The following is a 20,214-nucleotide window of genomic DNA, read 5'->3' as shown; positions in this document are numbered from 1 at the left end:
TAAAAAAACTCTTTTCAATTTATTAACTGATAGGCAAAAAAAAGAAACCCTAATCAAAGGATTCCTTCTTGTTGTTTTAATAAAGTTCCATGTATTGCTCGCGTTCCCATTCAGAAACTTGTTGACGGAACGCCGCCCACTCAATTCGTTTTGCTTCAACAAAGTTATTGTAAATATGAGAACCCAAAGCTTCTTTTACAACTTCATCCTGACGCAAATACTTAATTGCATTGTGTAATGTTGAAGGTAAATCATTAATACCTCGTTCATGGCGCTCCTCTTCAGTCATCACGTAAATATTACGATCAACTGGATCCGGAACTTTCATTTGATTTTTAATACCATCTAGTCCAGATTTTAAAAGGACTGCCATTGCCAAGTACGGATTAGCTGTTGGATCTACACTTCTAAGTTCGATTCGCGTTGATAATCCACGGGATTCAGGAACACGGACTAATGGAGAACGATTACGTCCACTCCAAGCAACATAAACGGGCGCTTCATAACCAGGAACCAAACGCTTATAAGAATTGACTGTCGGGTTACAAATTGCTGTATAGGCTCTAGCGTGTTTTAAAATTCCAGCCATAAACTGACGAGCAGTTTCACTTAATTGCATTTCTCCTTCTTCATCATAGAAAGCATTGCCATCTTTATTGAATAAAGACATATTAAAATGCATGCCAGATCCATTTACTCCAAATAACGGTTTTGGCATAAACGTAGCATGAAGACCATGCTGACGAGCAACTGTTTTCACAACTAACTTGAAGGTTTGAATATAATCACACGCATCAATCGCATTGGCATATTTCCAATCAATCTCGTGTTGTCCTGGAGCTACTTCATGATGGCTAGCTTCAATTTCAAATCCCATTTCTTCTAATTGCAAAACAATTTCACGACGACAATTTTCACCTAAGTCAGTAGGTGCAAAATCAAAGTAGCCACCTTTATCATTTAACTCAAGAGTAGGTTCCCCATTTTCATCTAGTTTGAATAAGAAAAACTCAGGCTCAGGCCCTAAGTTAAATTCAGTAAAACCAAATTCTTCCATTTCTTTAAGGACACGTTTTAAGTTATTTCGTGGATCACCAGCAAAAGGAGTTCCGCCAGGATTATATATATCACAAATTAAACGAGCAATTTTTCCTTTTCCTGTTCCCCAAGGAAAAATCAACCAAGAATCTAAATCTGGACGTAAATACATATCACTTTCTTCAATCCGAACAAAACCTTCGATCGAAGAACCGTCAAACATCATTTTATTGCTCAATACTTTTTCTAATTGACTAATCGGAACCTCAACATTTTTGATGATTCCCATAATATCAGTAAACATTAATCGTAAAAAACGAACATCTTCTTCTTTAGCAATACGTTTAATTTCTTCTTTTGTAAATTCTGGCATTTCCTTTTCCCCCCGTTATAGGTTAGTAATTTTTTACTTTTTTTAACCATAAAAAGTTAAAATGGCTCTATATAATTAAATCCTAAATCATTCGCTTAGGATCAACAGACTGATGTGGACCATTTGCATTAAGACCACTGACAGATAAAAATTCAGCATGTAAAATTCGACGAACATCGTCATCTGTCATTACTCTTTTTTGCTCAATTCGTTTCTTTTCTTTTTCTTGTTGTTTTAATTCATAAATTCTTTTAATCCCTGCCATATTGATTCCATCAGATAAGTAATCTTTAATCTCTAAGAGAACATCAATGTCATTTAGAGAATACATCCTTCTGTTCCCTTCATTGCGCTCGGGGTGAATTAGATCCTGTTCTTCATAATACCGAATTTGCCTTGCTGTTAAATCTGTTAATTTCATAACTGTACCAATTGGAAAAACCGACATTGATCTACGAAGTTCTTTCTCTTTCATTTTTGCCCTCCTTTCAATTACTTTATTAGAATACCAGTGTTTAATTCACTTGTCAACAAAAAAAAGACCAAATGTCAGATTATCTAACACCGTTTAACGAATGATCCATTATATATACGGATTTTTAGTTTGGATTAAATAAAAAAATTACATATAGACCACTCTGTTTTTTATTGATTACTAATTCCAACTAAATAAAATAGACCTAGAGTGAATTCGCCAAAAACTCTGGCTGAATTCAAACTCTAAGTCTATCATTCCTTTTTATTGCTAAAAAAACAACTCTGAAACAGCTGCCGTAACAGCTAACTTAACATGTTCATAAGTTAAACCACCTTGAACATAGAGTGTATAAGGCGAACGAATAGGGCCATCTGCAGTCAATTCTAAGCTTGCGCCTTGAATAAAAGTTCCAGCAGCCATAATAACATCATCTTCATACCCGGGCATATAAGCCCCAATTGGCATTACATGAGCATTTATAGGTGAATATTTTTGAATTGTTTGTGCAAAACGAACCATTTTCTCAGGATCATTTAATGAAATCATTTGAATGAGATCCGTTCTTGGATCGTCCCATTTAGGGGTACTTTCAATCTGGCATTCAGCTAACAAAGCGGCCGTATAGATAGCTCCCTTAACAGCTTCACCAACTACATGAGGCGCTAAAAAGAATCCTTGGTACATTTCCTGAAGACTATACAGAGAGGCTCCTGCTTCTCGACCAATCCCTGGTGAAGTCAGACGATAGCCACAAGCTTCGATTAAATCTTCACGCCCAACAATATAGCCTCCAATTTTAGCTAAACCGCCACCTGGATTCTTAATTAGAGAACCTGCTATTAGATCAGCCCCAACTTCGATTGGCTCTCTTTCTTCAACAAACTCTCCATAGCAGTTATCGACAAAAATAACAGCTTCTGGAGCCCATTGACGTACAGTCTGAATCATTGCTTCAATTTTTTCAATCGTAAAGGAAGGACGACTTGCATAGCCTCTTGAACGTTGAATCGCAATCATTTTTGTTTTCGGGGTAATACAATTTTTCACAGCATCAAAATCGACTTCACCATCTGCTAATAGATCGACATGTTGGTACCCAATTTGGTACTCTTTTAAAGAACCAATTCCATTTCCCGTTTCCCCAACAATCTCTAAAAGCGTATCATAAGGTGCTCCAGTTATATATAACAAGTCATCTCCTGGACGCAATACACCAAATAATGCTGTAGAAATAGCATGTGTCCCAGAAATGATCTGTGGTCGCACTAATCCCGCTTCCGCTTTAAATACATCCGCATAGACTTTTTCTAATGTATCTCGGCCAAAATCATCATACCCATAACCGGTTGTCGGATTAAAATGTTGATCAGAAACCTGATTTTCTCTAAAACTACTTAAAACCTTATTCTGATTCTCTAAGGCTATTTGATGAACCAAATCATGTAAAGGTTTAATTTTTTCTTCAACCTCTTGAATCTTTTGTTTTAATTCTATTGTGTATGGACTTTTCCAACTCATTCTAATTCTCGCTCTCCAATCCATTTTGATTGCTCTTTTGCATACCCTTTTACAAAATAACTATTTTTCTCTTCGTTATATTCTTCTGAAATAATTAGCGTTTCTTTCTTCAACTTAACTAGCGCCCCACCTTGATCTGCGGCTATTTCAAATTGATAAGGTACTAGCGTCTCTTTCATAATTTCCATAATCTTATGATACAATTCAGCAATATCGTCGTCATTACGGGCAGATATCAGCACACTTGGAAATAAATCAGGTAAAAATGAACCCGTAATCAAATCTCGTTTGTTATAGACCGTCAACATAGGAATTCTATCCATCTTAAGTTCTTTCAATAATTCTAAAACCGTTTTTTCATGCCCGAGCATATCTTCAGCCGCTGCATCTACAACATGGAGTAACAAATCAACATTTTTAGTTTCCTCTAAAGTGGAATGGAAGGCATCGATAAGCTGTGTAGGTAAATCTTGAATAAAACCAACTGTATCCGTTAAAGTCACATTCATTCCTGTCGGTAAAACTAATTTACGAGTCAACGGGTCTAACGTTGCAAATAGTTGATTTTGTTCATACGTTTCTGCATGGGTTAATTGATTTAGTAATGTTGATTTCCCAGCATTTGTATAACCCATTAACCCAATCTGGAAGGTTGTTCCATCATTTCGTCGTTCACGACTTCTTTCACGATGCGCCTCCGTTTCTTTCAAGGTACGTTTAATATCTGTAATTTGGTCCCGAATATGGCGCCGATCTGTTTCCAATTTGGTTTCACCAGGTCCTCTTGTCCCAATTCCGCCCCCCAATTTAGAAAGATTTTTACCTTGCCCAGCTAAACGTGGCAATAAATAGTGCAATTGAGCTAATCCCACTTGCAACTTGCCCTCTTTACTTTGTGCCCGCATTGCAAAAACATCTAAAATCAATTGAACTCTGTCAATCACTTTAAGATCGATTTCTGCTTGAATATTGCGCGTTTGACCAGGAGTTAACCCGTGGTTAAAAATAATCACATCCGCTTCAGTTTCTTCAGCTAACCGAACTAATTCTTGTAACTTCCCTTTACCTAAGTATGTTTTACTATCCATTCTTGGGCGTTTTTGCGTTAATTCAGCAACAACCTCACCTTTTGCAGTTTCTGTTAACTGCGCCAATTCTTTTAACGAATAAACGAAGGCTTGATCTGATTCTGTTGTTTGTACTCCGACTATAATCACACGTTCACGGGCTTCTTTGGTATTCATACAACCACCTACTTTTTTATTTTTGATTACTAAGAAATGTCTTGATTGTTTCAATTAAGGTAGCTTTTTGATTTGGATTTTTAATTAAATCCCACCATTCAACAACTGCCCAACGATTGCGAAACCATGTCAATTGCCGTTTTGCATACCGCCTAGAATTTTGTTGTATTTGTTTTTGAGCTTCTTCCAAATTTATTTTTCCGTTAAAATAAGCCGTTAACTCTTTATAGCCAATCCCTAATGCCGCCTGAGAATTAGGAATATTTTGCTGATAAAGCCAATGCGCTTCTTCCAATAAACCCATTTCGAACATGTTTAGAACACGTTCATTTATTCGCTGATAAAGAACCTCACGATCTGTTGTTAATCCTATAATCTTAGCATCGTAGAAGGGTTCCTTTATTGTATGCTCTTTCTGGAAGCTAGAAAAAGGTTTACCCGTCAAATGATAGACCTCTAAAGCTCGAATCACTCGTTTCACATTATTAGGATGGATATTTTCTGCTGCTTTAGGGTCATTCATTTGTAATTCGGACCATAAAGCGAGATTCCCTTTTTCTCGTGCCTCTGATTCCTTTAAATGGCGATAGGCCAGATCAGCCTCTTCAACTGTTCCTCCAAAAGACAAATCATAAAGCAGTGCTTCAATATACAAGCCTGTTCCACCTACAATAATTGGCACTTTTCCACGAGCTTCGATAGCTGAAATCGCTTTTCGAGCATCTTTTTGAAAATCAGAAACCGAATATCCTTGAGTTACATCTACACAGTCAATTAAATGATGCGGTATGCCTGCCTGTTCGTCTTTCGTCACTTTTGCAGTTCCAATATCCAGTCGGCGATAAATCTGCATAGAGTCCCCACTAATAATCTCACCATCAATTGCCTGTGCCAATGAGATGCTTAAATTCGTTTTTCCAACCGCAGTTGGTCCAACAATAATCACAATTTTTGTTTTATCAGTCATTCTATTCTCCTTTATCCCAGTGATTACGTATCATTAATGCTATCTCTGGATAATCTGTAATAATTGCAGCTACTTTTTTACGAATAAAATACTGTACACTTGATTTTTCATTCACTGTCCAAACTCGAAGTGGCAAGCGCGGTTTACCAAGTATAAGTCTAGCCTTAGCCCAGTCCACCGGCACATGCCAAGCTTCCACAGAGTACTCCCCATTTAAACGCGTCTGGGCACGACCAACTTTTTTAAATAGTAAGGCCACCTGATTCTTATCATTTATTTTTTTCATCTCAATTAATGTATCATAATTAAAACTAGAGTAGACAATATCATAGGCGGGTGCTGTTTCTTGAACTAAGCTATATACTTTTCGACTCATCTCAGGATAAACAATTTTATCTGTCTTTAATTCAATATTCAGAAGCCCACAAAACCCCTCAGTTACTAACATATCCAATACTTCCTTTAAAGTCGGAATAGTCACTTTAGAATATAAAGGATCAAACCAGCTTCCAGCATCTAACGACTTTAACTCTTGCAAGGTCAACTCGCTTACTAAACCAGTGCCATTCGTTGTTCGATCAACTGTCTCATCGTGAATGACTACGACTTCACCATCCGAACTTAAATGAACATCTAATTCAATTCCATCACTTCCAACATGTAATGCTTCGCGAAAGGCAGTTAGTGTATTTTCAGGTCTTGTACTTTTACTTCCTCGATGGGCAATTATTTTTGTTTTCATTTATTTTCTCCACGTAGTAAGTTTAATTTCAATATCCCTATTGTACCATGAAACCATTTATTTTCTGCTAAAAAATAGCTATATTCAAGATTGTTTCAATTATTTTTTTAAAGATTTATTTTTCTAGCTAACATAGCTCGTCTTTTTCTTAAAAATAACGTAAAATAAAACAAAGGAGTGTGCCCATAATGTATTTAACAATTGAAGAAACGGCTGAATATTTAAACTTACCTATCAGTGATATCGAGCGCTTGATTCGAGAAAAACAAATTCGAACCTTATCTGATGGTGAAACACTGTTAATTTATAAAGAACAATTTAACCTCTTTATTAAAGAAATGGAAAAAGCAAAAAAAGAGCTAGAAGATTATTTAGCTGAACCTATCCCAGAAGATATTGATATAAAAGATGAAGACTAATCCATAGTTACACGTTCATTACCCATTAAACATAGAAAAAGCATCTAAAATCGACTAACAATTTTAGATGCTTTTTATTTTTATGATTTCTTTTTAACTTTGCCTGTCCAACCTTGGTAACCATTTTTCAGACGATAAATTTCTGTATAACCCGCTTTTTTCAAACGAACAGCCGCACGGCCACTCATTGCCTTTTTTTGGTCATATAAATAAACTGGAATATCTTTTCTAATTTCGACCATTCGGGTTTTAAATGCTGAATACGGAATGTTACGAGCTCCAAGGATATGTCCAGCATCAAATTCTGCTTTTTCACGAACATCAATCACTTGAACTTTACGCATGTCTTTTTTGAAATCCTCTTCAGATAGTTCAACAGCTGCACGTTTTCTATTAAAATAACCATAGACTTCATACCCGATCATACCTAATAAAACTAGTGCTAATAAAATATTTACAATTAAATTTCCACTCAACTTCATTTGCCCCTTTCATCTATCGCCTACAATGAACAATTGTACACAAGAATGACAAAATTTGCTAGAGTTTTTTAAAAAACAAACAAGCTAATCACGATTTTGGTGTCTTTTCCGGAATATTCAAAAGTGGGTAAATCTTTTTCGTCTTTAAATCAGCTACATTTTCAAACCGCCAACCATATAAAACGCGCTTCCCATTTGGACTTACCTGGATTGGGGCATTATCAGGCAAATCTAATATCGGTATGATTTTACGCTCTTCAAAGTCTAATTCAGCTAATTGATACTCTCCCATCTCTAACTCCAGATGCACCGCTTTTTTTGGCAACACTCCATAAATAGGGGCTTTTCGCTGAGCTTGAGAAAGATAGGGAAACAATAAACGGTCATTCATTGACATTTTAGGGACTTCCAAAAATCCTTTATCTACCATAAAAGGATATTGATAACTTAAAAGCAACTCGTACTCATTGAAGTCTGACGGCGAAAAAGTAATTAATGCATCATTATTTAGATAAAAGCCTGATACTTGATTACGTAAATAAGTTTTTTTACCCGTGCGAACATCTCCCAGATACAACTCACCTTTTGTCAATAAAAACTCACCTAAATTATCCACATACACATACAAGTTATCTGAATACCAAACCGGAGTCAAAGAATCATTAGGCACATCTTTCAATGTATTCTCCGAAACTTTCCAGTCTAAAACTTTCAACACATTTTCGGTTTCATAATAAGCTAAAAACAGTTCCGCATTATTTGAACCATTCCAACTAACATTCAAATACCCTTGTGTATCAACAGTATTTTCTTTTAAAATTTTCCCTTCTAAATCAATTACTTGCAATTTACTTTTTTGTTCTTCAGCTAATTGGATGAAAATTTTCTTGCTATCTGGCGAGATTGCAGAAGTTAAAATAAGTGCATTTGGTTTATATAAAATTTTTAACTCACCAGTAACAACATTAAATTTATATAAAACATCTTTAAAATCATGTCCGCAATGAACTAAAACTTCTTCATTAGATAACCATCCCATCACTTTTTTGATACTATCTAGCTCAATTGGAATCTTTTTATAACTTATTGCGGTCTCTTCTTTTTTTTCTTCATGATTTTCTACCGTTTTCCCACACCCACCTAAACCAATAATTGAGAGGAAAACCAGAATTATAGTTCCATATAGAGCTTGTTTTGTCCATTTCATGCCATCACCCAATTATTCTAAATTTAGTTTTTGTTTATTAATAAAGTATAGCATAGCATGAAATCTTTAGCATCCAAGAGGCATTTAAGTTTTAAAAATTCAAAAAAAAAGCTGCGCAGTTTTGCTCAGCCTTAATTTTTATAGCTATTATTTTTTACTAAACTGACGAGCTAACGAGCTAGCTCCAATGATACCTGCATCATTTCCTAGTTGAGCCAGTTTAATCCGTGTGCTCTGACGAACTTGCGGAAAAGAGAATTGTTCAAAATAATGACGAACTTGGTCCAATAAAAACTCACCAGCCGCTGAAACTCCACCACCAATAACAATATCTGATGGATTTAACATATTCCCAATATTTCCACAAGCTAAACCTAGATAGAAAGAAACTTTATCAATGACTTTAATAGCAAGAACATCCCCATCTTTAGCTAAATCGAAAACCGTTTTAGCCGTTACTTGTTGTCCATCATCAATCATATATTTCAGACGAGAATCACCAGAAAAATTATCTGCATAATCTCTGGCAACACGCACTACTCCAGTGGCACTTGCAACGGTTTCTAAACACCCTTTTTTCCCACAAGTACATTCGTAACCTTCTGGATCAACGGTAATATGCCCAATTTCTCCAGCAGCCCCCACAATACCGTGTAACAAGTGACCTTCAGCAATAATACCTCCACCGACACCTGTACCCAATGTAATAAAGGTTACATCATCCCCGTTTTCTCCAGCACCTTTCCAACGTTCACCTAAAGCGGCAACATTGGCATCATTATCAATAGCAAATGGGATACCCGTTCCTTCTTCGATATCCTTTTTAACAAACTGCAGTGTTTTCCAATTTAAATTGTACGCTCCAATAACAGTTCCTTTTTCACGATCAACCGTTCCTGGTGAACCCATTCCAATTCCAATAAAATCAGCTTTCGTCATATTATAACGTTCCAAGTGTTGATTAATAGATGCAACAATGCTCGGCACAATCTTAGAACCTTCATCATCACTATCTGTTTCAATACTCCATTTTTGTTGAACTTCGCCTGCTTCCGTTAGAATAGCAAATTTAACAGTTGTACCACCTAAGTCAATTCCAATCAGTTTTTTAGACACTGCTATTTCCTCCAAATCACTTATTTTTCTTTTCCTTCTTCAATACGATGCTCCTGTTTTAAAACTAAAACTGCTGCAATGTAGGTTTCATTGGGAATCAATCCTTCATCATTTAAACTTTTTAACTCGATTTGCATTAATTCGATGTCCCACAAACGTTTTCCCACATAAACATAAATACCAAATCTTCTTAATAGTTGTTGAACATCATACAACGTTCTCACATTGCCACATCCTCATAATTATACTCCAATTGTTGTTCTTTTGAAACCGATTGCGATAAAAAATAATAGCGCTATCGTATAAGCAACTCCTGCAATAATCCGTTTCGTTTTTAAATCTACAGGAGCATTAGGAACAGAGATAGCTGTTGCAATTAAAAAGCCACCTACCAAGCCACCAGCATGCCCAGCATTATCTACATTTCCATCTCCTATTGAAAGAAATCCTGTAATAAAGTTAAATACAATTAGAATTCCAAAAGTCTTGGCAATTTCACGATAATAAGCATTTCCTTTAAAGGTTTCTGCCAACATTAAAGTTGTAGCAAATAAGCCAAATATTGATGTACTTGCACCAGCAGATACTGAATCACTAAACGCAAAACTAGCTACATTTCCAGCAACACCACTCAATAAATAAATTAACGCGAAACGCCAATGCCCCATAATTTTCTCTAAATGTGTTCCAATATAATACACACATACCGAGTTAACCGCCAGATGCAACCAACCGATATGCAGAAACATTGGTGTGATCAAACGCCACCAATCACCCATTACAATTAAGGGGTTAAATTTCGCTCCAAAAAGAATCAGTGTATACGTATTTTCACTACCGCCAAAAAAAAGCGTCATTAGTAAAAAAAGTATAATTTGAATCGTTAAGAAAGTATATGTCATAAAAGGTTTATTTGAGAAACGTTTTAATTTCATTTCAGTTTGATAATTCAATACTTCACCTCATTTTCATTTTATCTTTCTTATTATAGCGAACTCCCACATTATTTTCTAGTCTATTTTCAGCAAACTTAAGTCAAAATTAACTGAACAGGAATGTCGTATGAATCTACAGTCCAATCATTTGTTAGTTGTTGAGGAAGCGCTAAAGAAATTGTTTTCCCTTGATAATCTGCCAAATACCGATCATAATAACCAGCTCCAAAACCAATTCGATATCCAGCTGAATTAAAACCTACCCCCGGAACTATCAGTAATTGAATTTGCTCTTTTGGGACAGCTGGTAATGATTTTATCGGCTCTAAAATGCCAAATGAAGACCTTTCCATTTTTGTTTCTGGCGTATAATAGACAAAATCCATTTGTCCCGCTTTTTTAGTTCTAGGAACAACTACCTTTTTATCCGATTGCCAAGCTGCTTTAATCAGAGGCTTTGTGTCAATTTCAAGCGCTTGAGCTAAAGTTAATCCAATTGTGGAGGCATTTTCCCACCAACTATGAGCAAGTAATTTTTCAACAAGTCTTTTTTCAATTTTAGCCTTCTCAACCTCAGAGAGTTTTTCTAATCTTTCAATTAACTCAACTCTTACTATACTTTTATCCATTAGCTCCCCCACCCTCTAACTTTATTTCTAATTATCTACGTTAGCCTATCAATACATGTGAAATTTATTACATTTTGAATACAAAAAAAACAACAGGATTCCTGTTGTTATTTTGTTTCACGATGTAATGTCATACGACGTTCACGCGGACAATATTTTTTAAATTCTACACGATCTGGATTGTTACGTTTGTTTTTCTTTGAGTGGTAATTACGTTCTTTACACTCAGTACATTCCAATGTAATGTTTACACGCATGTTCTTCCCTCCAAGCATTCAACCATATTTGAAGAAACATTTTTGTTATCTTCGGACTTGAATATCATATCATTTTTTTGCAAAAGTTGCTAGCTTTTTTTTATACTTTGTAAAGTTTTTTTACTTTACAAGGAATTTAAACTATTTTCCTACATTTAAAACTCTTAAGTTTTGTTCATTTAAATATTAAATTTATTTTACAAAATACTTTTAGACGGTCAAATATGGTACACTAACTAATGAGATTTAATGAAAGAGGTGATTTAAAAAATGGACATTTGGTGGATCGTTATTATCCTATTGATTATTTCAGTCGCATTGATTGTATGGTCTTTCTACAAAAAGGACAATGGAGAAAAAGTACAAGAAGAATTTGAAGAATTATCTTTGCAATTGATGCAAGATATTTATCATTTAAAAAATCGCGTAGCAGCGCTTGAAAATGAACTGAATATTCAATCAGAAGAAACTTCTTCTTCAATGAAAATTCACGATGTATTGAAAAATCATGTGGTTACCTTATACACACAAGGCGTATCTCTTGAAAATATTGCGTCACAAACACAATTATCACTTGCAACTGTTCAAGTTGTTGTAAATGAGTACGTTGAACAAAATTAAAATTCAAAGGAGAATTATAAATGAATAGACCTGCATTACGCTTTTTAGCAGTCGGCTTTTTAGTTTCTGCCTTGGTTCTTTCAGGTTATCGTCTCTTTCTGTATGAACCTTCAACTTCAACTGCAAAAAGTAGTGAAACAGCTAAGAAAGAAAAAACTTTGTCTGCAGATGAAAAGTCTTATAAAGAAAAGTATGAAGAGCTTCTAACTAAAGTTGAACTTGAAAAAGTAACTGGTGATAGTAGCTCAACTGATAGCTCTAAAACTGATTCTAGTTCTAAAACAGCTGATGATAAGAAAGCAACTGACGCTGCAGCTGCAGCCGCTAAAAAGAAAGCTGATGAAGAAGCAGCGAAGAAAAAGGCTGAAGAAGATAAAGTCAAAAAATATACTTTAGTTATTGGTCAAGGTGATCCAACTAGTGCCGCTGTTGATCAATTAGCTAGCCAAGGAATCATTAAAGACGCAAATGAATTTACTCAATTCTTGTCTGCTAATGATTATGAAATGTATATCCGTGATGGTTCTTATGAAGTGAACAGCTCAATGTCTTACGAACAAATTGCAAAAATCATTACACACCGTTAAATAGAAATTAAACCCAAGAAACTATCTATCTTAGTTTCTTGGGTTTTTATATTTTTGTCTAAATAAAAACGATAGGAAAAACATTACCAGTTAAGGAGGTGTTTTTCTTATCGTTTTTCATTATTTATTTTTTCATATCAAAATAGGCATTAAAAACAGCACTAGCTGTATCTTTATTCACCGTATTATCATCATTCGGCATGAATGGTACAACGACAGTCACCGCAATTTCTGGGTTATCAGCGGGTGCATAACCAACAAATGTTAGATTATATACCGACGTACCATTACTTTGTGTTTGAGGTCCATAATAAAAAGCCTCAGCTGTACCAGTTTTACCTGCAATATTGTTAGGGGACTCTGCTAAACTTCCTCTTCCAGTTTTATTTGGATGGCTACCATGAACCACATTAAACATCCCAGTTTGGACTCTTTTAATTTCTTCATTTCCAACATTAATTCGGTTAAGAATATTTGGTTGAATTTCCGTTTGGATAGCTCCTAGCTTGCCATCCTCATCTGTTTCTCGAATTTCCTTCACAACATGCGGTGCAATTCGGTTTCCACCATTAGCAATTGTCGTAATATACTGATTTAGTTGAAGCGTTGTATAGGTGTCAAATTGACCATAAGCGAAATCGAGAGCTAACCCTGCATTGGATTGTTCGCCTGGCAAACCAGTTGATTCACCTGGCAAGTCAATTCCAGTTGGAACTCCTAATCCAAATTGCGCATAATAAGATCTTAATTTTGAGAAAACTAAGTTCATATCAATATCTAGACTTCCATTAGGGATGTAATTATTTTGACCACCCATTCGCATGGCTACTTGCATCATATACGAGTTAGAAGAAACCTCCAAGGCTGTTTCATCTGACATTAATTCGTTGTTTCCATTTCGGTTAAACCATGAACTTTTTTTCTGTGTTCCTTTAAATTCTAAAGGTTGATCTAGAATCATGTTATTATCTAAGCTAATGACACCATCCATATAGCCAGCCAGGACAGTCGCCCCTTTGACAGAAGATCCCATCGTGTATTGACTATTCATGACACCTAATGCATCATCTTCAATTTGATTGGTTTCGAAATTATATTTTTGACCAGTCATCGCTAATATTTCACCTGTATGAGGATCAGAAGCCATAACATACATACGATCTGTCAAACCACCTAAAATTCCACTTAAAGCATTTTTAGTAATTTCTTCAACCTTCTTTTGAAACTCAATATCAATGGTTAAAACTAAGTTATCGCCTTTAGAACCTTCGTACTTGGCAATCGTATTGATAATATCACCATTTGCATTCGTTTCTGTTTCTGATTTTGATTTTGAACCACTTAACACTGTTTCGTATTGTTTTTCTAAATAACTATTCCCAACACGATCATTTCTAGCATAACCTTTAGCTAACAGCGCACTTGCTTGATCCTCGGGTAAACCAACTTTTTCAGTGGTTACACTCCCTAAAATACTTCGTAACATTTCACCTTCAGGATAAACACGTTGCCAGTCTGTCGACGTATCAACACCTGGTAAATCAACTAAATTCTCACTAATTGCTGCAATTTCCGTATCAGAAACATCTTTACTTTTAATATACGTTGTTGTTAATGCATACGCACCGTTCATTCTTTTAAAAATAGCTGCCACTTGCTTTTCTTGTTCTGTAATCGGTGCAAGATCTTCAGGCGTAATTTTTGATAATTGAACTTGATATAACTCAGATCCTTTTAATTCAAGTTCTTTTTTACTTAAACGTTTATTTAATTCTTTTTCATGGACAATTGCCCAATAGTCTTGTAAATCCCGCTCATTTAAATCCTCTATGCTATCTGGTGTCATCTGAATAAAGGTACCGAGTTTAGTCGCGATTTTCATCATATCTTTCCCACTAACTTGCGCACCTCTAGTATAGGTAATTGCTTGTAGAGCTGTGTTACCAACTAATTGACGTCCTTGACTGTCATAAATCATCCCACGAGGAACCGTTCCGGTTGCCGTTGTCATTTCCGTTCGTTTAACTTCTGCTTCAAATTCTTCTCCCTTAACAATTTGCAAATAACCTAATCGAACAATTAAACTTGCAAATAAAAGAAAGACAATAAAAAATAACAAATTTAAACGAAAAGGAATATGGGATTTTTTCTTTTTCATACTACCATTTGATTCTGCCACTATTCCACCATCCTGTTCATTTCCTGATTCTATTTGATTGTAACAAATTTATTAAAGTTTCACCAATATTAAATCCTGAATAATTCATAGCTTTAATTCTTTGGTACATTTTATTGAAATATGTATCACTAATATCCCTATCAACTGATTTTGACTAAAAAGTTACTTCAAACATTCACTGTTCAAAAATATTGAGGAATAAATTTTGGGTGTAAGGCATTTTGAGCATACTTCTCCCTGGATAACTTCCCAGTAAAAAAATCGTTAGATTGTTGGATTAGATCCATTGACTGGCTCGCCTCAGGCGAGCAAAGACCCTGTAGAATTCATTCTGATACACATGATAACTAGATAATTTGAGATAGACTCGTCTACCCGTTTGGACTAATTTCCCAGCAACTTTCAGAAACTTCAATCGAATAGAATGAATGGTCATTCCCTTTTGGACTTCCTCAAAGCCAATCGTTCTTAAGAAGTTGACTAAGTTGTAAGCTATCAAGCTGAGCATCATTCGGACATGATTCTCCAAAAAGCGAGGACTGTCTGTCTTGTCAAAGTAAAAGCCAGCTTTCGCTTCTTTAATGAAGTTCTCCATTGTGCCACGTTTGGCATAGAGAGAAAAGATGGTATCAGGAGAAACATTTTCTGATAGATTCGTCACGATAAACTCATGTCGAAAGAGTAGTTCGCCCGCTTCACGTGTTGAGCGTATACACACGCGACGACTTTGTGACCAGGATTGTGCTTGATAAGTGGTGGAGAAGTACTGAACTTCTCGTTCTTCCCACTTTTGATTATCGCCATAAAGTACTGATTTCTCAGCTATTTGACCTAGTCTACGATTATTCTTCAGTCGAATAACATAATGACTCTTTTTTGATTCACACGAATCATACACACCAGGTGTAGCGAACCCGCTGTCTCCACGAACCAAGATGTCAGTGTTTGGTAGAGAGTGATTATAGTGCTCTAATAAAGGTGTGAGAAACTCCTTTACGCCTTTTGATGTATATTGATTTCCTGAACGTAGTTCAGCTTTTAAGAAGTCACCAGTCAATCCGTCAAAAGCTACCAATGGATGATAACCATAGGTTTGGTAGTGGGTATTATAATCCGTTTGTTCTTGGTGACCAAATGTATCTGAATGGGTCGAATCTAAATCAATGATTAATTCCGTATCATTACGGATGAGGCGTGCTTTATCAATAAGTTCTTGGTTCAAAGCTTGAAGTTCATGGATATTCTCCTCAGATAGTCGATCTAAAAATCGAGAAAGTGAAGATTGAGAAGCGAGTTCTTTCCTATCTAAAACAGCTTTAAACACAGGATCTTGTCTCAGGAGATTAGCTGCAGAATCAGCTGAGTAACCAGCAATTAATTGCATAATGAACTGCTCAAGTATGGATAAGTTGTCATGAGTAAAATATGCTCGTTCGTCTTCAATGTGAATGTGTTGCTTAGCCAGTTCAGAAAAACCGAAGGTGTTCATCAGCTCTTTCACTAGGACGAGACCCGAATCACTCGATAATTGACCACCTGTATGAGAAATAGTGATATTTGAATTGAATTTTACTTGGTTTTTGTGTAAGCTAGTCATTAGAAGAACTCCTTTCTTTTGGTTGGTTTAGTCACTTTAACCATAGCAGAAAGGGGTTCTTTTTTCATCACTTAACGGGTGAAGATGAAAAAGTAATTGTAAGCTGCCGTGAGGCAGTTTCACATGGTTTTAATTAAAAGTATGAATTATTCAGGTTAAATAATTTTCAGTTAATTTCAACCCGTTCTATGCTATTCTATAACAAGATACTAAATATAGTAACAAAAACTTGAATTCTTAAAAAAAATTTAGAGTTCAAAGTGTTTTTCTAAGGAGTGCATGTGAACTATGTCAAATTTGCTTCAAGCCATTAAAAAATTTTTCCAAAGTCATTGGCCACTTTTACTAGCGTTTTTTGGTCCTTTTATTATTATGGCCACAATTTATGGATTTCAAGGCGTTTATCCCTTTGGAAATAGCACCTTATTAACGGTTGATCTCGGTCAACAATATGTTGATTTTTATGCTTATTATCGTGAAACCTTGCTCCACAATCCTTTAAGCTTTTTTTATTCTTTTTCTAAAGCAATTGGTGGCGATATGATTGGGCTTTGGGCTTATTATTTAACCAGTCCTTTTAATTTAATTTTAATCCTTTTTCCACCCAAATTAATTACTTTATCCGTTACTACTTTAACGTTAATAAAAATTAGTACTGCTGGACTAACTTTTGGTATTCTTCTAAAAAAAGCATTCGATGGCAAAGGATTTATTTTGGCCGCCTTTTCGATTAGCTATGCATTAATGGGCTATACGATTGTCAATCAATTAAATATTATGTGGTTAGATGGACTTGTTTTTCTACCCATGGTTATTTTAGGAATTGAGAAATTACTTATTACAAAAAAAGGTAGTTTTTATACCCTCTTTTTAGCTATTATGCTGGTAGCAAATTACTACATTGCCTATATGATTTGTATTTTCACTGTTGTCTATTTTTTCTTCCGTTTAACAGGTATTCATTTTCCTAACAAAATTGCTTTAAAAAAGAAAATTATTTATTTTTTCACAACTTTTTTACGGTTTGCTTGGTATTCTTTATTAGCTGGTGGACTCTCAGCCTTCTTATTGATCCCAACCTTCAATGCTTTGTTAGCTAGTAAGGCAAGTTACACAAATTTCAAATTAGATTGGAATTTCAATTATCCTATTCAAGAAATTATAGCTAAATTCTATCTAGGCGCCTTTAATTTTGATCAGATGCCTGATGGAACACCCAATGTTTTTATTGGCAGTTTAGCGCTTATTTCATTTGGTTGCTTCTTTTTTAATCGGGCTTTTCCAATTCGTGAACGTTTTGGCGCATTATTAGTCAGTATATTTTTAATTCTATCCATGAATATCAAAGCACTTAATTTAATGTGGCATGGGATGCAATATCCTATTTGGTACCCTTATCGCTTTTCATTTGTTTTCTGCTTTTTTATGATTTTATTAGGTTTTAGAAGTTTTATGCAGTTGAAAAAAATACCTATTTGGGGCATTATCCTAACACTTTCTTTAACTGCACTTGCCTCTGTTTATCTTTTGAAGGCTCAGTTTGATTTCATTTACGAAGCGCAGATTATTTTAACTTCTCTCTTTGTTGTTCTGATTGTCTTGCTTTTAATTCTAAAAGCACAAAATTATTTTTGGTTGCCTTTAGCCTTTTTTCTCGTTAGTGTTGCTGAAATGACCATTAATGCCACTGTTGATCTATCTAGATTAAGTTATGTAACAAATTCCAGTTTCTTAGATTATAAAAAAGAAGTTGGCTCTGCCATCAATCAAATTCAAGAAAATGATTCTGATTTTTATCGAATTGAAAAAACTTTTTTACGTTCAAAAAATGATAGTTTTCAATTTGGTTATCCAAGTGTGACTCATTTCAGTTCGACTTTTGAAAAAGAAATCCCCACACTTTTTGGCAATTTAGGCTTTCCAGTCGGGAATGGTTTTGTCACTTATTCTAACGGAACATTGTTTACAGATGCATTTTTTGGCATTAAATATTTTGCTAGTGAAAATAATACTCTTTATCAACTTCCAGGAAATTATCTAGACTCATCATCGGAATTAGCAACAGATTCTTTACCTGATAATCCTTTAAATGAAAATGTACTAGAGAATTTCACTAAATCGGAAAGCAACCTAACGAAGCAAGACTTAACCTTAAATGTGATGTCTAACAAACCTGATTTACGCTACTATTTAAAACAAAATAGCCATGAATTTATTTCAATTTTTAAAAACCCAAATGCGCTACCAATAGCCTTTGGGGCCGACGAACAGTTGCTCCAAGAAAAGTTATTAATTGGCCAACCGATTCAATTACAAGAAAATTTGCTCCAAAGTATGGACCAAAAAGATGAACGAATTCGTTACTTCACACCTTTAGCTTTCAATAGTACTGTTTTTCAAAATGTGACTTCAAATGGCAATATGCAAAATATTACCTATAAAAAACAAGTTGCAAATAAAAAAGCAACGGTTGATTTTCAATTTACACCTCAAACAGATGATCCGTACTATATTACGCTAGGTCCAAGTATTAAAGAAAAGAATGCCACCATTTATTTAAATGGGAAAGTATTGAATCAGTATAAGACCTACCGTGATTCAATTGTAATCAACGTTGCAAGTCGACAAAAAGGTGAAACTATTACTATTTCCTTCGAACTCTTAGAAGATACATTATGGCTTGATAATTTTCATCTTTATCGTTTTAACGAAGCGGCTTTTCAATCTGTTATAACTAATTTAAAAGCCAATCAATTGACTATAGATAGTTACGGAGATACCTACTTTAAAGGTCATGTAACAATCCAAAACGACAATCAAATTCTAATGACGACGATCCCTGATAGTCCTGGGTGGACCGTTAAAATTGATGGTAAACCTGTGAAATCAAAAAAAGTCTTAGATACATTAATGGCTGTGCCTATTTCTAAAGGCAAACACCAAGTTGAAATGCGTTACCGTACACCGTATTTTAAAGAAGCCGTAATTATTAGTTTGCTTAGTGGCGGGCTTCTGATTGCCTCGCACCTATTTTTTACCAAAGGGAAACATAGTCACAATCAAGTTCAATTAAAGGAGACAAAACCGAAATGAAGCCCATAAAAAAAGAGTTACCTAGAATTCCAAAGCAATTAATTCTAGCTGATTTTGATGAAATTGAAGACGAAGCTTTTTATGAAAACTGTTTATTTGAAAATTGTACTTTATCTAATCGCCAATTAGATAAGGTATGCTTTAAACATAGTCGCTTTATCAACGTGACATTTGAAAATATGACTTTCCATCAATTAGAATTATTGGATGTTGAGTTTCATAAATGCAATATCAGCAATACGGAAATGATTGGCGTTATTCTACATCGAAGCCTTTTAAAAGGCAGTAAATTTGTTGGATGTAACTTCTCAGAAGGGATGGTCCTGGATACTTCTTTTGAGGACTGTTTTGGAAACTATAGCTTTTTTAGTTATACCACATTTAAACGTGTTGTTTTTGAAGCAACTTCGTTAATTGAAAGTGATTTTTTTGAAGTCAAATGGCAAAAATTACAATTTGATCAATGTAATTTAGATGGCGCTAATTTTATGAACACTGATTTACGAGGGTTAGATTTTAGTACCTCAACTTTTGAAAAGATAGCTCTATCCTTTGATTTGCTGAAAGGTTGCACAATTAACCCTCAACAATCATTAGTTCTAGTTGCTGCTTTAGGTGTAAATATCTCCTGAAATTTTATTAAATAATTAAATAAAAATAAGTGTTAATGACTGGAAATCATTAACACTTATTTTTTTAATCATGAAAATTCTAACTTTTTCACAAATCTAA

General features: G+C 34.9%; 20 protein-coding genes. 5 read left to right on the top strand and 15 right to left on the bottom strand.

The window, feature by feature from the left end; all coding sequences use genetic code 11:
- Positions 1–76: 76 nt before the first annotated feature.
- From glnA to BR77_RS01430, 6 genes are all read right to left on the bottom strand, one after another.
- Positions 77–1,411, bottom strand: coding sequence for a type I glutamate--ammonia ligase (gene glnA / locus BR77_RS01455; protein WP_010053336.1), 1,335 nt, complete (start codon positions 1,409–1,411; stop codon positions 77–79).
- Positions 1,412–1,493: 82 nt separating this feature from the next.
- A complete protein-coding gene (locus tag BR77_RS01450) occupies positions 1,494–1,886 on the bottom strand; it encodes a MerR family transcriptional regulator (protein ID WP_010053334.1) in 393 nt (130 codons plus the stop codon).
- Between the two features lie 270 nt (positions 1,887–2,156).
- On the bottom strand, positions 2,157–3,407 hold the full coding sequence (locus BR77_RS01445; protein ID WP_016356487.1) for a methionine gamma-lyase family protein: 1,251 nt from the start codon (positions 3,405–3,407) through the stop codon (positions 2,157–2,159).
- On the bottom strand, positions 3,404–4,651 hold the full coding sequence (hflX, locus tag BR77_RS01440; RefSeq protein WP_015076650.1) for a GTPase HflX: 1,248 nt from the start codon (positions 4,649–4,651) through the stop codon (positions 3,404–3,406). Before hflX ends, BR77_RS01445 begins: the two co-directional genes overlap by 4 nt.
- Positions 4,652–4,667: 16 nt before the next feature.
- The gene (gene miaA / locus BR77_RS01435) at positions 4,668–5,618 is read right to left on the bottom strand and encodes a tRNA (adenosine(37)-N6)-dimethylallyltransferase MiaA (RefSeq protein WP_015076651.1); all 951 of its coding nucleotides are present in this window, start codon (positions 5,616–5,618) and stop codon (positions 4,668–4,670) included.
- 1 nt (position 5,619) lies between these two features.
- Positions 5,620–6,360, bottom strand: a complete 741-nt coding sequence (locus BR77_RS01430) for a glycerophosphodiester phosphodiesterase (protein WP_015076652.1) — start codon at positions 6,358–6,360, stop codon at positions 5,620–5,622.
- A 188-nt stretch (positions 6,361–6,548) separates the two neighbouring features.
- On the opposite strand from BR77_RS01430, the gene BR77_RS01425 reads away from it, so the two are divergent.
- Positions 6,549–6,779: an excisionase family DNA-binding protein gene (locus BR77_RS01425; protein ID WP_015076653.1), complete on the top strand. Its 231-nt coding sequence runs from the start codon at positions 6,549–6,551 to the stop codon at positions 6,777–6,779.
- Between the two features lie 80 nt (positions 6,780–6,859).
- On the opposite strand, the gene BR77_RS01420 is transcribed toward BR77_RS01425, so the two are convergent.
- The 7 genes from BR77_RS01420 to rpmG form a co-directional block, all read right to left on the bottom strand.
- Complete coding sequence (locus tag BR77_RS01420; RefSeq protein ID WP_029451663.1) at positions 6,860–7,261, bottom strand: rhodanese-like domain-containing protein; 402 nt, start codon at positions 7,259–7,261, stop codon at positions 6,860–6,862.
- An 88-nt stretch (positions 7,262–7,349) separates the two neighbouring features.
- Positions 7,350–8,468: a YqgU-like beta propeller domain-containing protein gene (locus tag BR77_RS01415; RefSeq protein WP_015076654.1), complete on the bottom strand. Its 1,119-nt coding sequence runs from the start codon at positions 8,466–8,468 to the stop codon at positions 7,350–7,352.
- 147 nt (positions 8,469–8,615) lie between these two features.
- Positions 8,616–9,584 (bottom strand): ROK family glucokinase, encoded by a 969-nt coding sequence (locus tag BR77_RS01410; protein WP_010053322.1) that lies wholly within the window; start codon positions 9,582–9,584, stop codon positions 8,616–8,618.
- A 20-nt stretch (positions 9,585–9,604) separates the two neighbouring features.
- A complete protein-coding gene (locus tag BR77_RS01405; protein ID WP_015076657.1) occupies positions 9,605–9,808 on the bottom strand; it encodes a YqgQ family protein in 204 nt (67 codons plus the stop codon).
- Positions 9,809–9,826: 18 nt separating this feature from the next.
- Positions 9,827–10,537, bottom strand: coding sequence for a rhomboid family intramembrane serine protease (locus BR77_RS01400; protein ID WP_010053315.1), 711 nt, complete (start codon positions 10,535–10,537; stop codon positions 9,827–9,829).
- A gap of 77 nt (positions 10,538–10,614) precedes the next feature.
- Positions 10,615–11,148 carry a 5-formyltetrahydrofolate cyclo-ligase gene (locus tag BR77_RS01395; protein ID WP_010053314.1) on the bottom strand — a complete coding sequence of 178 codons (534 nt, stop codon included), beginning with the start codon at positions 11,146–11,148 and terminating at the stop codon, positions 10,615–10,617.
- Positions 11,149–11,255: 107 nt separating this feature from the next.
- The gene (gene rpmG, locus BR77_RS01390; protein ID WP_010053313.1) at positions 11,256–11,405 is read right to left on the bottom strand and encodes a 50S ribosomal protein L33; all 150 of its coding nucleotides are present in this window, start codon (positions 11,403–11,405) and stop codon (positions 11,256–11,258) included.
- Positions 11,406–11,675: 270 nt separating this feature from the next.
- On the opposite strand from rpmG, the gene BR77_RS01385 reads away from it, so the two are divergent.
- Both BR77_RS01385 and BR77_RS01380 read left to right on the top strand, forming a co-directional pair.
- Positions 11,676–12,026, top strand: a complete 351-nt coding sequence (locus BR77_RS01385) for a hypothetical protein (protein WP_010053312.1) — start codon at positions 11,676–11,678, stop codon at positions 12,024–12,026.
- Positions 12,027–12,046: 20 nt separating this feature from the next.
- A complete protein-coding gene (locus BR77_RS01380) occupies positions 12,047–12,613 on the top strand; it encodes an MltG/YceG/YrrL family protein (protein ID WP_015076658.1) in 567 nt (188 codons plus the stop codon).
- A gap of 124 nt (positions 12,614–12,737) precedes the next feature.
- On the opposite strand, the gene BR77_RS01375 is transcribed toward BR77_RS01380, so the two are convergent.
- Positions 12,738–14,792 carry a penicillin-binding transpeptidase domain-containing protein gene (locus tag BR77_RS01375; protein WP_015076659.1) on the bottom strand — a complete coding sequence of 685 codons (2,055 nt, stop codon included), beginning with the start codon at positions 14,790–14,792 and terminating at the stop codon, positions 12,738–12,740.
- A 277-nt stretch (positions 14,793–15,069) separates the two neighbouring features.
- Entirely contained in the window at positions 15,070–16,389 is a 1,320-nt protein-coding gene (locus BR77_RS01370; protein ID WP_015075518.1) for an IS1380-like element IS1678 family transposase, read from the bottom strand.
- Positions 16,390–16,677: 288 nt separating this feature from the next.
- Here BR77_RS01370 and BR77_RS01365 point away from each other — a divergent pair, with 288 nt between their 5' ends.
- Complete coding sequence (locus BR77_RS01365; RefSeq protein ID WP_015076660.1) at positions 16,678–19,482, top strand: YfhO family protein; 2,805 nt, start codon at positions 16,678–16,680, stop codon at positions 19,480–19,482.
- Positions 19,479–20,114, top strand: coding sequence for a pentapeptide repeat-containing protein (locus BR77_RS01360; RefSeq protein ID WP_010054284.1), 636 nt, complete (start codon positions 19,479–19,481; stop codon positions 20,112–20,114). The genes BR77_RS01365 and BR77_RS01360 overlap by 4 nt, the downstream gene beginning before the upstream one ends.
- Positions 20,115–20,214 lie beyond the last annotated feature (100 nt).

This window comes from Carnobacterium maltaromaticum DSM 20342, from assembly GCF_000744945.1.
Classification (GTDB): domain Bacteria; phylum Bacillota; class Bacilli; order Lactobacillales; family Carnobacteriaceae; genus Carnobacterium; species Carnobacterium maltaromaticum.
This window is presented reverse-complemented; position numbering and strand designations above follow the sequence as displayed.